The 14,239-nt window shown below is 59.6% G+C and carries 9 protein-coding genes; 6 read left to right on the plus strand and 3 right to left on the minus strand.

Features of this window, described 5'->3' with window-relative positions; translation table 11 throughout:
- The first annotated feature begins 20 nt into the window (after positions 1-20).
- Both JFT86_RS04075 and JFT86_RS04080 read left to right on the plus strand, forming a co-directional pair.
- A complete protein-coding gene (locus JFT86_RS04075) occupies positions 21-1,823 on the plus strand; it encodes an acyl-CoA dehydrogenase (protein ID WP_201235850.1) in 1,803 nt (600 codons plus the stop codon).
- Between the two features lie 172 nt (positions 1,824-1,995).
- Positions 1,996-2,709, plus strand: coding sequence for a hypothetical protein (locus JFT86_RS04080; protein WP_201232072.1), 714 nt, complete (start codon positions 1,996-1,998; stop codon positions 2,707-2,709).
- Between the two features lie 68 nt (positions 2,710-2,777).
- Here the strand turns inward: JFT86_RS04080 and JFT86_RS04085 are convergent, their stop codons facing one another.
- The 3 genes from JFT86_RS04085 to JFT86_RS04095 all read right to left on the minus strand — a co-directional run bounded on the left by JFT86_RS04085 (position 2,778) and on the right by JFT86_RS04095 (position 5,344).
- Complete coding sequence (locus JFT86_RS04085; RefSeq protein WP_201235851.1) at positions 2,778-4,715, minus strand: methyl-accepting chemotaxis protein; 1,938 nt, start codon at positions 4,713-4,715, stop codon at positions 2,778-2,780.
- Between the two features lie 99 nt (positions 4,716-4,814).
- Entirely contained in the window at positions 4,815-5,117 is a 303-nt protein-coding gene (locus JFT86_RS04090) for a cell division protein ZapA (protein WP_201235852.1), read from the minus strand.
- The gene (locus tag JFT86_RS04095) at positions 5,114-5,344 is read right to left on the minus strand and encodes a hypothetical protein (protein ID WP_201235853.1); all 231 of its coding nucleotides are present in this window, start codon (positions 5,342-5,344) and stop codon (positions 5,114-5,116) included. Before JFT86_RS04095 ends, JFT86_RS04090 begins: the two co-directional genes overlap by 4 nt.
- 279 nt (positions 5,345-5,623) lie before the next feature.
- On the opposite strand from JFT86_RS04095, the gene JFT86_RS04100 reads away from it, so the two are divergent.
- The 4 genes from JFT86_RS04100 to selO all read left to right on the plus strand — a co-directional run bounded on the left by JFT86_RS04100 (position 5,624) and on the right by selO (position 14,196).
- The gene (locus JFT86_RS04100) at positions 5,624-7,249 is read left to right on the plus strand and encodes a methyl-accepting chemotaxis protein (RefSeq protein ID WP_201235854.1); all 1,626 of its coding nucleotides are present in this window, start codon (positions 5,624-5,626) and stop codon (positions 7,247-7,249) included.
- A gap of 304 nt (positions 7,250-7,553) precedes the next feature.
- Complete coding sequence (locus JFT86_RS04105) at positions 7,554-9,296, plus strand: potassium/proton antiporter (protein ID WP_201235855.1); 1,743 nt, start codon at positions 7,554-7,556, stop codon at positions 9,294-9,296.
- A 34-nt stretch (positions 9,297-9,330) separates the two neighbouring features.
- Positions 9,331-12,684 (plus strand): mechanosensitive channel MscK, encoded by a 3,354-nt coding sequence (gene mscK, locus JFT86_RS04110; protein ID WP_201235856.1) that lies wholly within the window; start codon positions 9,331-9,333, stop codon positions 12,682-12,684.
- Between the two features lie 48 nt (positions 12,685-12,732).
- Complete coding sequence (gene selO / locus JFT86_RS04115; RefSeq protein ID WP_201235857.1) at positions 12,733-14,196, plus strand: protein adenylyltransferase SelO; 1,464 nt, start codon at positions 12,733-12,735, stop codon at positions 14,194-14,196.
- Positions 14,197-14,239 lie beyond the last annotated feature (43 nt).

The following is a 14,239-nucleotide window of genomic DNA, read 5'->3' on the forward strand; positions in this document are numbered from 1 at the left end:
CCAAAAAAAGGTAAGCCGCCATGTCCGAGACGCTGCTCAGTTCCCGCAATCTGGCTTTCGAGCTGTACGAAGTCCTTGATGCCGAGGGCCTGACCCGGCGTGAGCGTTTTGCCGAGCACAACCGCGAGACTTTCGACGCCGCCATCGGCACCGCACGCAACATCGCCGAAAAGTACTTCGCGCCGCACAACCGCAAGGGCGACGAGAACGAGCCGCGCTACGAGGACGGTAAGGCGATTCTGATTCCCGAGGTGAAACCGGCGGTGGATGCCTTCCTCGAGGCCGGATTCCTCAACGCAGCGAGAAGTTTCGACGCCGGTGGCATGCAACTGCCTACGCTGCTGTCGCAAGCCTGCTTCGCGCATTTCCAGTCGGCCAATGCCGCATCAACGTCGTACCCGTTCCTGACCATGGGCGCGGCCAACCTGATCGAAAGCTTTGGCACCGAAGAGCAAAAACAGCGCTTCCTGCAACCGATGATCGACGGTCGTTTCTTCGGCACCATGGCCCTGACCGAACCGCATGCCGGTTCATCGCTGTCGGATATTCGTACGCGTGCCGAGCCTGCGTCCGACGGCACGTATCGCCTCAAAGGCAACAAGATCTTCATTTCCGGCGGCGATCACCCGCTCTCGGAAAACATCGTGCACATGGTGCTGGCCAAGCTGCCGGACGCACCGCCGGGGGTGAAAGGTATTTCGCTGTTCATCGTGCCGAAGTTTCTGGTCAACGATGACGGCAGCCTCGGCCAGCGCAATGACGTGTTGCTGGCCGGGCTGTTCCACAAGATGGGTTGGCGCGGCACCACCTCTACCGCGTTGAACTTCGGCGATAACGGCGAGTGTGTCGGCTATCTGGTGGGCAAGGCGCATCACGGCTTGAGCTACATGTTCCAGATGATGAACGAAGCACGGATCGGCGTCGGCATGGGCGCGGTCATGCTCGGTTATGCCGGTTATCTGTATTCGCTGGAATACGCCCGCGAACGCCCACAAGGGCGGGTGCCGGACAGCAAAGACCCAAGCACCGCGCCGGTGGCGATCATTCAGCACGCGGATGTCAGACGCATGCTGCTGACGCAAAAATCCTACGTCGAAGGGGCGTTTGACCTCGGGCTGTATGCGGCGCGACTGTTCGATGACACCACGACGCTGGAGACTGAAGCCGAGCGCAAACAGGCGCACGAGTTGCTGGATCTGCTGACGCCGATCGTCAAATCCTGGCCGTCTGAGTTTTGCCTCAAGGCCAACGAACTGGCGATCCAGATCCTTGGCGGCCACGGCTACACCCGCGAATATCCGGTGGAGCAGTATTACCGCGACAACCGGCTGAATCCGATCCACGAAGGCACCCACGGCATTCAGTCGCTGGACTTGCTCGGACGTAAATTGGCGCAGAACGGTGGTGCCGGGCTGAAGCAGTTGATTCGGTTGATCGCCAACACCGCTGAGCGCGCTACGGCGTATGAATCACTGAGCGCATTGCGTGAGCCGCTGGAGAAACTGGTCGCGCGTCTGCAAGTCGTGACCATTGGTTTGCTGACCGATCTGGCGCAGGGCAAGGTCAACAGCAGCCTGGCGAACTCGGCTTTGTACCTGAAGGTGTTCGGACACACGGTGATTGGCTGGCGCTGGCTGGAGCAGGCGATTCGCGCCGAGGAAGGGTTGGTCAAGGGCAATGCGGCGGATGCCGACTTCTATAAAGGCAAGTTGCAGGCGGCACGCTATTTCCTGACGTGGGAAGTACCGGCTTGTCACCATGAACTGGCACTGCTGGAGGCGCGGGATGATACGTGTCTGAACATGCAAGATTCGTGGTTCTGACTCATCGCCCATGTAGCGCCCCAACACACTTCAACGGTCTTCGCACCTGTCAGGTTTTACAGGTGTGGAGATCAGAAACTGACGATAGGCTATCTTCGCCCGACATGTAGTTTGCAGTTGCCCGGCAGGTACGGACACACGTCCGCCCCCTTACCTCATCCGAGTAAAAGCCATGAGCGAACATGTTCTCGAAGACCGATCCATCAAACTTTCAGGTCTTGTGACCCTGGACTATTGCGTTCTCGCCTCTATCTCTCAAATACCTGCGCGCAGCGGTACAGTCTGGACGAACAAGGATTCCAGCGAATCTATTGTCATCAGCAAAAACCATCACCGCACCTCTGACGAAGAGTCGCAGATCACCCTGACGACTTCCCCCGCCAATGGAGCGCCGACCGTTACTACGACGGCGGCAGGAATGTTTGAGATTATTTGCGCCGAAGACCGATACGAAACCAGCAACCGGGTTGCTTACAAAGAACATGCCCGTATCAGCTCCAATCAATGGCGGTCAGTGGTCTATGGCGGTGCAGATTTGAGCGACGAGATGTCAGTCACCAACATCGATCCGTATGTGAATCTCACTGAAGACCAGTTTCTGCTTTCCGCCAGAATCAATGATTACGTGATAGACCCACAGGCAGTGCGGGTCACCGCAAAGCGTTACACCCGCAGAGGCGACCGCTATCAGGTCACCGTCATCGTGCCGAACAACAGCTATGGCAGCGTCACGGATTTCAGCCAGAACGACATGTTCCGAACACTGGCAATCGGCGACAGCTATGCCGTCGATCAAACCATGCGCATCGTGAAAGAAAAACGAGTGTTCTACCTGGAGACGATTGGTGGCATCGAATTTTATGGGCGGGAAATTCTTCTGGCATGAAATACCTGATCCGCCGTCGCGCCGATGCGCCACTTATGGCGCGTCGACTGATCTGAAAACCGTAGAACTCAGCTCAACTTGAACCCACCCATCTGCCGCGCCAGATCATCCGCCAGTTTCTGCAACATCTGACAATCCTCACGACACGCCCGAACCTCCCCCGCCGTCGCCCGGGCCAGATCGGAAATCCCCTGTACGTTGCGGTTGATCTCCTCGGTCACCGCCGACTGCTCTTCCGTCGCCGTCGCCACCTGATGGTTCATGTCGCTGATGCGCTCGACCTGCCCGGTAATCGCGGTCAGTGAAGCGCCAGTACGCTGGCTCGACTCAACCCCGGTGCCGGTTGCAGCTTGCCCCGTACGCATCGACGACACGGCGTTTTCCGCGCCCTGCTTAAGGCTGCCGATCATCTGCTGAATCTCGTCAGTGGATGCCTGCGTCCGTCGCGCCAGGGTGCGCACTTCATCGGCCACCACGGCGAAACCACGCCCCATATCCCCGGCACGCGCCGCTTCAATGGCGGCGTTGAGCGCTAACAGATTGGTCTGTTCGGACACGCCGCGAATCACCGCCAACACCGAATCAATCGACGCTACTTGATGTGCCAGCTCGCCAACGGCACCCGCCGCCAAACCAATCTCATCGGACATGCTTTCAATATGGCGAATGGAACCACCGACCACTTCCCGCGCCTGCATCGCTTCATCTCGTGCAGTTTGCGAAGCAAGTGCCGCGTTGCCGGCGTTCTGCGCAATTTCCTGCACGGTCAAACCCATTTCATGAACGGCAGTGGCGACCATGTCGGTCATTTCCTGCTGGCGGCCAGAACGCTCGGCGGTGTTCTCCACCACTTTTGCCACCTGCCCCACCGCCGTGCGCAGGCGCTCGCTGGTGGTCAACACTTCGCCAATCATTCCACGCTGACTGTCCAGGAAGCGGTTGAAGCCGCGGGCGAGATCGCCCAGCTCATCGGCACGACTGGAATCTAACCGATGGGTCAAATCTCCACCGCCGCTACCGATTGCTACCAGCGCCGCTGTTACCTGACGAATCGGTCGCACCAGCCCTTGGGCCAGCCACACCACCAACGCGAGGCACACCAGGGCCACCGCCAGACCGATGCCGCCGCTCATCCACATCGCTTTGCGCGCCTCGGCATAGATCTGCGACTGCGGCACTTCGGCCACCAGCGTCCAGCCCAAATCGCGCAAAGGCAGGCTGAAAGCAAGGAAGTCTTCGCCATCGCGCTGGAAGCTGCTGCTGACGGCATTTTTCTGACCGAGAACCGCTTGCGCCGCCGATGCACCGATCTGCTCCGTCAGCGTGCGTTTACCACTGAATTGAGTCTCGGGATGCACCTGGATCAAACCGTCGGAACGCACGAGATAGACCTTGCCGCGCTCGCCGAAGCTGAAGTTGTGAATCAGCTCGGACAGCTCTTTCATGCTCAGTCCAAGCCCGGCAACGCCAACCACTTTGCCGGCCTGCTCGACCTTCAAATCGATGAACAGCGCCAGTTCTCCAGTGGCCCCGTCGTTGTCGATGTTCAGGGTGCGCGGCTGATTGCTGTCGAGGAAAGAATAGAACCAGGCATCGGCCGGTTTGGCGCGACTGAGGGTGCGATCCAGACCTTTTTCGGTGATGTAGTGATTGGAGTCTGTGCCGATGATCAAAGCGGTAAATGCCTTGTGTTCGGCGCGGATGCCTTCCAGGTACTGCGCGAAGGCTGCCGTTTTGCTGCCGTCTTCACCGGCTGCCAGCCAGTCGCGCACCATGGTGTTGCTGGCGATGTCTTTGGCGGCCGTGAGCGGCTGGACGAGGATGCGCTCGATGTCGTTGCGCGTCGCTTCGATGCTCGACGGCAGCGCTTGTTCGACCAGATAGCTCTGGGCGAGACGGTTGACCACCAGGGTATAAATGCCAACCACGATCAGGATGCTGACCAGCAGGGCGGTGCCCATGCTGAGAATCAGCTGCCATTGAATACTGCGTCGCCACAACTGCATGGAGCACCCCCAAAGAATAAGTGGCCGAAACAATGCAACAGCCGTGCCGATTGTATACAACTCAATCGACAATCTATTCTTTGGTTGTGCGCAACCCCATCAACCCTGATTGATGGTCTTGGCGATGGTGTCGACCGTGGCGCTGACTTGCTCTTGGTAACGGTCGAGTTCTTGCTGATGCTTTTTCTTCATTTCGATCTGCTGAGAGCACAGATTCATCGCCGCCAGCACCAGCAGGCGGTCGCCGATCAGCGTCGGGTATTTCCTTTTGGTGTCGTCCAAAGCGGCCTTGAGCATCATTGCCGCGTCCAGCAGGGTCTGTTCTTCCCCGGCCGGCGCCTTGATCGAGTAGTCCTCTCCGAGAATGGAGACGACTTTTACCCCTGCTGAGTGGTGGTTCATGCGCTGACAGGACCTGCGTTGACACGATCAACCAGGGCCTGAATGCGTGCGGCAGTGGCGCCGTGCTTTTCTTCCTGCTCCATCAGGTTCAGTTGCAGGCTTTCGTTTTCATCCTTGGCCTGGGCCAGTTCCGTGGACAGGGTCTGGTTGGTTTGCGAGAGGGCCTGGTTCTGTTGCACCAGGTCGCTGACGAGCTGTTCCAATTGGCTGAGGGATGCTTCCAACATTTTGATCTTCCAAGCGTTTTTCAAAGGGCGCGTACGATAAAGAAAAGTCACCACAGATGCCAGGGTTTAACCGGCGCAAAGCCTTGATTTTCCTGGCGGGTGAGCGTTCTCGCGAGTTTAAAAGACTGTGATCTGGCGATCTGGTTCCTGCACTTCGTCGATCAGGGCCGGATGCGACAAATACGCACACTGACTCAAGACTTTAGTCGTATGACCGATAAGTCACCCATACAGCAGTCTCAGCCCGCATGGATGCGGCCCTCTCTTGGTATCCGCCCCATGTCCCTTCGCAATATGAATATCGCCCCTCGGGCGTTTACCGGGTTCGCTCTGATCGGCGGCCTGATGCTGATTCTCGGGGTGTTCGCCCTGAACCAGATGAGCAAAATCCGCGGTGCCGCCGAGGACATCTCGTCCAGCAGCGTGCCGAGCATCAAGAACCTCGACGAATTCACCCAATTGACCCTGCGCCTGCGGGTGCTGTCGTATCGCCTGTTGGTCAACCGTGAACCGGACGTGCAGCAGAAAACCGTCGAACTGCTGGATATGCGCAACCAGCAGATCCGTAAAGCCCAGAGCGATTACGAGCCATTGATCGGCAGCCCCGAGGAACGTGCAGCATACGACCAGTACGTGCAACTGCTCGGCCAGTACCGCCAGATCGAAGACCGCATGAAGAGCCTGTCGCGCAACAATCAGGTGGATGAACTGCGCACGCTGCTCAACACCGAATTGCTCAACAACTCCGAAGCAATGAACACCGTGCTCAACCGTCTGATGCAGATCAACGGCGAGCAGATCAGCGAGACCAATCAGCAAGCCGCCGATCAATATTCCTCGGCGTTCGATCTGGTGGTGACCTTGCTGGTGATCGCCACTGGCCTGACGTTCCTGTTCGCCTGGCTGCTGACCACCAGCATCACCCGACCGATCGACAAGGCTCTGGACGCGGCTGAAACCATCGCCGAAGGTAACCTGACCCAGCCGATCCATGTCGATGGCAGTGACGAAGCGGGTCGTCTGCTCGCAGCAATGGCGAAGATGCAATCGAAACTGCGCGACACCTTGCAGCGCATTTCCGGCTCGGCCACGCAGCTGGCTTCGGCGGCTGAAGAACTGAACAGTGTCACCGACGAAAGCGCGCGCGGCCTGACTCAGCAGAACAACGAAATCGAACAGGCGGCGACCGCCGTCAACGAAATGACCAGTGCTGTGGAAGAAGTCGCACGCAACGCGGTCAGCACGTCGGAAGCGTCGAAAAACGCCACCACCTCGGCTGGCGACGGTCGCGATCTGGTGCAGGAAACCGTCAGCGCCATCGAACGCATGAGCGCCGATGTGCAGAGCACGGCAAGCCTGATTGGCGATCTGGCCAATGAATCCCGTGACATCGGCAAGGTGCTGGATGTGATTCGTGGTCTGGCCGATCAGACCAACCTGCTGGCGCTGAACGCCGCCATTGAAGCGGCACGTGCCGGTGAGGCCGGTCGTGGTTTCGCGGTGGTGGCTGACGAGGTTCGTGCTTTGGCGCATCGCACTCAGCAATCGACCAGCGAAATCGAGCGCATGATCGGCAGCATTCAGAGCGGCACCGAACACGCCGTGGATTCGATGCGCAATAGCACCGAGCGCGCCGAGTCGACGCTGAACATTGCTCGCGGTGCCGGGATGTCGCTGGACACCATCAACACCGCCATCGTCGAAATCAACGAGCGCAACCTGGTGATCGCCAGCGCCGCCGAAGAGCAGGCTCAAGTGGCACGGGAAGTGGATCGCAATCTGGTGAACATCCGCGATCTGTCGGTGCAATCGGCGACCGGAGCGAATCAGACCAGTGCGGCGAGCAATGAGCTGTCGAGGTTGGCGCTGGACCTGAACAACATGGTTGGGCGGTTTAGCCTTTAATCCACCCATGCAGTGGCTGGTGAAACTCCTTTGTGGCGAGGGGATTTATCCCCGTTGGGTTGCGCAGCAGCCCCAAAAACGGTGTACGCGGTTTAATCTGAAAATTCGCATACACCGGTTTTACGACGGCTGCGCCGCCGGACGCGGATAAATCCCCTCGCCACAGTTTTCAGTTGGCGCACATTCAATGTGATGCCAATGCAAAAAGCTTTTTGACAGCATCACATTTCAACAGGTTAGAATCGCTGGCACGCAGACTGCATGGTCAGTTTGTGCCCGTCTTTACGCTTCTGGAGTACTGCCTTTGAATGCGACGACCATCAACAGCCTGTTCTTGATCGGCGCGTTGCTGGTAGGCGCAAGTATCCTTGTCAGCTCTCTGTCTTCCCGTCTCGGCATCCCGATTCTGGTCATCATTCTTGCGGTCGGCATGGCGGCCGGGGTCGATGGCGGCGGGATCATTTTCGATAACTACCCGACGGCCTATCTGGTCGGCAACCTCGCACTGGCGGTGATCCTCCTCGATGGCGGCTTGCGCACGCGGGTGTCCAGTTTCCGCGTGGCGTTATGGCCGGCGTTGTCGCTGGCCACGGTCGGGGTATTGATCACCACCGGGCTGACCGGTATGGCGGCCGCGTGGTTGTTCGACCTGAACCTGATCCAGGGCCTGCTGATCGGCGCCATCGTCGGTTCGACAGACGCTGCGGCGGTGTTCTCGCTGCTCGGCGGCAAAGGCCTGAACGAACGGGTGACCGCCAGCCTGGAAATCGAATCCGGCAGCAACGACCCGATGGCGGTGTTTCTCACCGTGACCCTGATCGACATGCTCGCCAGCGGCCAGACCGGTTTGCACTGGAGCCTGTTGACCCACCTGATCCGCGAGTTCGGCATCGGTGGCGTGATCGGTCTCGGCGGTGGCTGGCTGATGCTGCAACTGGTCAACCGGATCAACCTCGCGGCCGGCCTTTATCCGATCCTGGTGATCGCCGGTGGCCTGGTGGTGTTTGCCCTGACCAACGCCTTGCACGGCAGCGGCTTCCTCGCGGTTTATCTGTGCGGCCTGGTCATCGGCAACCGCCCGGTGCGCAGCCGCCACGGCATTCTGCATATGCTCGATGGCATGGCGTGGCTGGCGCAGATCGGCATGTTCCTGGTGCTGGGGCTGTTGGTCACGCCACACGACTTGCTGCCGATCGCCCTGCCCGCCCTTGGTCTGGCGCTGTGGATGATTCTGTTCGCGCGACCGCTGTCGGTGATCGTCGGCCTGCTGCCGTTCAAGGCATTCCATGGCCGCGAGAAAGCCTTTATTTCCTGGGTCGGTCTGCGCGGCGCCGTACCGATCATTCTCGCGGTGTTCCCGCTGATGGCCGGGCTGCCGAACGCGCAGCTGTACTTCAATCTCGCTTTCTTCATCGTGCTGGTGTCGCTGCTGGTGCAGGGCACGAGCCTGCCGTGGGTGGCGAAACTGCTCAAGGTGACCGTACCGCCCGAGCCAGCGCCGATTTCCCGATCAGCGCTGGAAGTGCACATCACCAGCGAGTGGGAGTTGTTCGTTTACAAGCTCGGCGCCGAAAAATGGTGCATCGGTTCACCCCTGCGTGAGCTGAAAATGCCCGAGGGCACACGTATCGCGGCGCTGTTTCGTGGTCAGCAACTGCTCCATCCGTCGGGTAGTACGGTGCTGGAAGTCGATGATTTACTGTGTGTTATCGGCCATGAACACAATCTGCCGGCCCTTGGCAAACTGTTCAGCCAGGCACCGCAACGAGGCCTCGATCTGCGCTTCTTCGGCGACTTTGTACTCGAAGGAGACGCCCAGCTTAAAGCGGTTGCAGCGCTTTATGGATTGCCCGCTGAAGGCATCGATCCGGACATGACTCTGGGCGCGTTCATTGCCCATAAAGTCGGCGGTGCGCCGATCGTCGGTGACCAGGTGGAGTGGAACAACACCCACTGGACGGTTGCGGTCATGGACGGGAACAAGATCGGCAAAGTGGGCGTCAGATTCCCCGAAGGAAGTCGCCCGGGTCCCGGGCTCTTCCTCTAAACTGCGTCCACTCTCACTTGCTTGACCGGTCTCTATGCCTACCCTGCGCTCCTTTTTCCTCGCGGCCCTGCTGGGCTTGAGTCTTACTGTCGGCCCGCTGTACGCCGCCGAACCACCGTCCAGCGAAGCCGTGCAGGCCAGCCTGGACAAGCTTGCCGACAGCAAACTGCCGGACGCTGATAAAAAGCCCCTGCAAGCCGTCTTGCAGAACACGCTCAATCAGCTGAACAACCGGCGTGATTACGAGCAAAAACTCAGCGATCTGAAGCAACAACTGGCGACCGCGCCAAAGCAGACCATCGAGAACAATCGCGAACTGACGCGCCTCAAGGCGACAGCGGTGGTACCGGTAGCGCAGCGGTTCCCCAAAGAGTCGATCCCGCAGCTGGAGCAGATTCTTACCGATCGTTCGACCCAGCAAAGCGATCTGCAAAAAGCCCTGGCCGACGCCAACAGCCTGATCATTACCGCGCAGACTCGACCCGAGCGCGCCCAGGCAGAAATTTCCGCCAGTCAGACGCGTATTCAGCAAATCAACAACATCCTCAAGTCCGGCAAAGACGCGGGCAAGGCCGTCAGCGCCGAGCAGCGTGACCTGCTCAACGCCGAGCTGGCCGCGCTGAACGCACTGATTCCGCTGCGCCGTCAGGAACTGGCCGGCAACAACCAGTTGCAGGATCTGGGCAACAGTCTGCATGACTTGCTCTCGGAGAAGTCCGACCGCCTCGACCGCGAGATCCAGGAACTGCAAACGCTGATCAACCAGAAGCGTCTGGCGCAGTCTCAGGAAACCGTCACCCAGCAATCGATCGAAGCGCAAAAGGCCGGCAGCAGCAGCCTGCTTGCCATCGAAAGCACGGCCAACCTCAAGCTGTCGGACTATCTGCTCAAGAGCACCGACCGCCTCAACGAGGTCACTCAACAGAATCTGCAAACCAAGCAGCAACTCGACACCCTGACCCAAAGCGATTCGGCCCTCGACGAGCAGATCAACGTGCTCAAGGGCAGCCTGTTGCTGTCGAAGATTCTTTATAAGCAGAAACAGGCCCTGCCGCGCCTCAAGGTCGACCGCGATCTGGCGGATCAGATCGCCGACATCCGCCTGTGGCAATTTGACGTCAGCCAGCAGCGTGAACAGCTGAGCAATCCGTCGGCCTATGTCGACAACCTGCTGTCCACTCAGCCACCGGAACAAGTCACACCGCAACTGCGCAAAAGCCTGCTCGAACTGGCCAACACCCGTGCCGATCTGCTCGAGCGTCTGAATCGCGAACTGAGCGCGATGCTCAATGAATCGATCACCCTGCAACTTAACCAGAAGCAACTGCTGAGCACCGCGCAGAGCCTGCGCGCGACCCTCGACGAGCAGATGTTCTGGATCCCCAGCAACAAGCCGCTGGACATCGAGTGGATGCGTGGCGTGCCGGAGCGCCTGAAACGTCAGGTCGACACCCTGCCGTTGGCTTCAAGCCTGAGCGAGCTGACTGACGGCCTGACTCAGCGGCCCTTGCTGTTCCTGCCGCTGGCGCTGCTGATTGGTGCTCTGCTGTGGCGCCGCAAGGCTTTGTATGCACGGTTGAACAAGGTTCACCAGGACATTGGTCACTTCAAGCGCGACAGCCAGTGGCATACGCCGCAGGCGATTCTGATCAACATTCTGCTGGCGATGCCGGTGGCGCTTGGTCTGGCCTTGTGTGGCCTGGCCTTGCAGATCGACGCCCGCGGGCAGAACGCCAACATGGGCGCGGCGCTGTTGCAAATGGGCCAGGCGTGGCTGGTGTTCTACACCGCCTACCGGATTCTTGCGCCGGGCGGCGTGGCCGAGTTGCACTTCCGTTGGGAAAAACCGCAGGTCGAATTCCTGCGGGGCTGGATCCGCCGACTCGGGCTGGTGGTCATGGCGCTGGTCACCGTGGTGGCTGTTGCCGAACTGCAACCGGCGGCATTGGCCGATGACGTGCTCGGCATGCCTGTCGTGCTGACCTGTTATGCCTTGATGGCGTGGTTACTCAGTCGCTTGCTGATCAGCAGCCCGGCCCACGAAAACACCTCGCTGTTTCGCAAAGCCGTCGGCGTGATGTTCACCCTGTTGCCGATCGCCCTGTTCGTCGCGGTGTGCTTCGGCTACTACTACACCGCGCTGAAACTCAGCGACCGTCTGATCAACACCCTCTATTTGCTGATGTTCTGGCTGGTGATCGAAGCCACCTTCGTCCGTGGTCTGAGCGTTGCCGCACGACGCCTGGCCTACCAGCGCGCCCTGGCCAAACGCCAGGCGGCGAGAGAAGCCGGCGATGGCGAAGCAGTGATCGAAGAGCCGACGCTGGACATCGAAAAGGTCAACGAGCAGTCCTTGCGCCTGATCCGTCTGGCCCTGCTCGGCGGCTTTATCGCGGCGCTGTACTGGGTCTGGTCTGACCTGATTTCGGTGTTCTCGTACCTCGACAACATCACCCTCTACGAATACACCAGCGGCACCGGCGCCAACATGAGCATGGTGCCGATCAGCATCGGCGACATGCTCGGCGCACTGATCATCATCGGCATCACCTTCGCCCTGGCGCGCAACTTGCCCGGCCTGCTCGAAGTGTTCGTGCTGTCGAAACTCAATCTGGCTCAGGGCAGCGCCTACGCGACCACGACGCTGCTGTCGTATGTGATCGCCGGCGTCGGTTTCGTCTCGACCCTGTCGACCCTCGGCGTCAGTTGGGACAAGTTGCAATGGCTGGTGGCGGCGCTGTCGGTCGGCCTCGGTTTCGGTATGCAGGAGATTTTTGCCAACTTCATCTCCGGCATCATGATCCTCTTCGAACGCCCGGTGCGGATCGGCGACACCATCACCATCGGCAACCTGTCGGGTACGGTGAGCAAGATTCGCATCCGCGCCACGACCATCACCGACTTCGACCGCAAGGACATCATTGTCCCGAACAAGACGTTCATCACCGGGCAACTGATCAACTGGTCGCTGACCGACACCATCACCCGCGTGACGCTAAAACTCGGTGTCGATTACGGCTCGGATCTGGATCTGGTCAAGGAACTGCTGCTCAAGGCTGCCCGGGACAATCCGCGCGTGCTCAAGGAACCCGAGCCGCACGTGTACTTCCTCAACTTCGGCGAAAGTACGCTCGACCACGAACTGCGCATGCATGTGCGTGACCTCGGCGACCGTAACCCGGTGATCGATGAAGTGAACCGCTTCATCAACCGTGAGTTCAAGAAGCAGCACATCAACATTTCGTTCCGCCAGATGGAGGTTTACTTGAAGAACCTGCAAGGTCAGGAATACAAGTTGGTGCCCATCGAGGCGGAAGCCAAAACCATCGTCGCCGTGCCCGACGAACAGAAGCCGCTGCAAGAGCCGCCGCCGGCCAAACTCGACTAACCGGTCTATTCCCAGCAGAATGCTCGGACATTCTGCTGGAGCAGGCCCTTGAAAGCCCTCGACGAACTGACCTTCGACAATCGCTTCGCCCGCCTGGGCGATGCGTTCTCCGCCCACGTGCTGCCCGAGTCGATCGACAATCCGCGTCTGGTCGTCGCCAGCCCTGCGGCCATGGCTTTGCTGGATCTCGACCCGGCGACTGCCGAAACCCAAGAGTTTGCCGAACTGTTTGGCGGCCACAAACTGTGGGCCGATGCCGAGCCGCGGGCGATGGTCTATTCCGGACACCAGTTCGGCGGCTATACGCCGCAACTGGGCGATGGTCGTGGGCTGCTGCTGGGCGAGGTCTACAACCAGGCCGGCGAACACTGGGACTTGCACCTCAAGGGCGCCGGGCAGACGCCGTTTTCGCGCATGGGCGACGGGCGTGCGGTGCTGCGTTCGTCGATCCGCGAGTTCCTCGCCTCCGAAGCGCTGTACGCGCTGAACATTCCGTCCTCGCGCGCGGCCTGCGTGATCGGCTCCGACACCCCGGTCTGGCGGGAAAAACAGGAACGCGCGGCGATGGTGCTGCGTCTGGCGCCGAGCCACATTCGCTTCGGCCACTTCGAATATTTCTACTACACCAAGCGTCCCGAGCAGCAGAAGCAGCTCGGCGAACACGTGCTGGCGATGCACTTCCCGGAGTGCCTGGAGCAACCGGAGCCGTATCTGGCGATGTTCCGCGAGATCGTCGAGCGCAACGCCGAACTGATCGCCAAATGGCAGGCTTACGGTTTCTGCCACGGTGTGATGAACACCGACAACATGTCGATCCTTGGCATCACTTTCGACTTCGGCCCGTTCGCCTTCCTCGATGACTTCGACGCCAACTTCATCTGCAACCATTCGGATGATCAGGGCCGTTACTCGTTCAGCAATCAGGTGCCCATCGGCCAATGGAACCTCAGCGCCCTTGCGCAGGCGCTGACGCCGTTCATCAGCGTCGAAGCCCTGCGCGAAACGCTCGGCCTGTACTTGCCAATGTTCCAGGCCCATTACCTCGACCTGATGCGCCGTCGTCTCGGTTTCACTACCGCCGAAGAGGACGACCAAAATCTGCTGGAAAACCTGCTGCAATTGATGCAGAACAGCAGCGTCGACTACACGCTGTTCTTCCGCCGACTCGGAGAGGAATCAGCAGAACAAGCCGTCGCCCGCTTGCGTGACGACTTCGTCGATATCAAGGGTTTCGATGCCTGGGGCGAGCGCTACGTGGCGCGGGTTGCCCGCGATGGCGCGCCTGATCAAGCGCAACGTCGCGCGCGAATGCATGCGGTCAATCCGCTGTACATCCTGCGCAATTATCTGGCGCAAAAAGCCATCGATGCCGCTGAACAGGGCGACTACTCCGAGGTTCGGCGCCTGCACGCGGTGCTGAGCAAACCTTTCGAGGCGCAGCCGGGGATGGAAAGCTACGCCGAGCGGCCGCCGGAGTGGGGCAAGCATCTGGAGATCAGTTGTTCGTCGTGAGGCGAGCGATGTGACACTGCCAGACCCTTTTGCTTCATAGAAC

Source organism: Pseudomonas sp. TH06, assembly GCF_016651305.1.
GTDB lineage: Bacteria > Pseudomonadota > Gammaproteobacteria > Pseudomonadales > Pseudomonadaceae > Aquipseudomonas.

Bases quoted from the DNA above. Each gene is read 5' to 3' on its own strand.
- JFT86_RS04085 (WP_201235851.1), bottom strand. From the start codon at position 4,715: ATGCAGTTGTGGCGACGCAGTATTCAATGGCAGCTGATTCTCAGCATG.
- JFT86_RS04090 (WP_201235852.1), bottom strand. From the start codon at position 5,117: ATGAACCACCACTCAGCAGGGGTAAAAGTCGTCTCCATTCTCGGAGAG.
- JFT86_RS04100 (WP_201235854.1), top strand. From the start codon at position 5,624: ATGTCCCTTCGCAATATGAATATCGCCCCTCGGGCGTTTACCGGGTTC.
- JFT86_RS04095 (WP_201235853.1), bottom strand. From the start codon at position 5,344: ATGTTGGAAGCATCCCTCAGCCAATTGGAACAGCTCGTCAGCGACCTG.
- JFT86_RS04075 (WP_201235850.1), top strand. From the start codon at position 21: ATGTCCGAGACGCTGCTCAGTTCCCGCAATCTGGCTTTCGAGCTGTAC.
- mscK (WP_201235856.1), top strand. From the start codon at position 9,331: ATGCCTACCCTGCGCTCCTTTTTCCTCGCGGCCCTGCTGGGCTTGAGT.
- JFT86_RS04080 (WP_201232072.1), top strand. From the start codon at position 1,996: ATGAGCGAACATGTTCTCGAAGACCGATCCATCAAACTTTCAGGTCTT.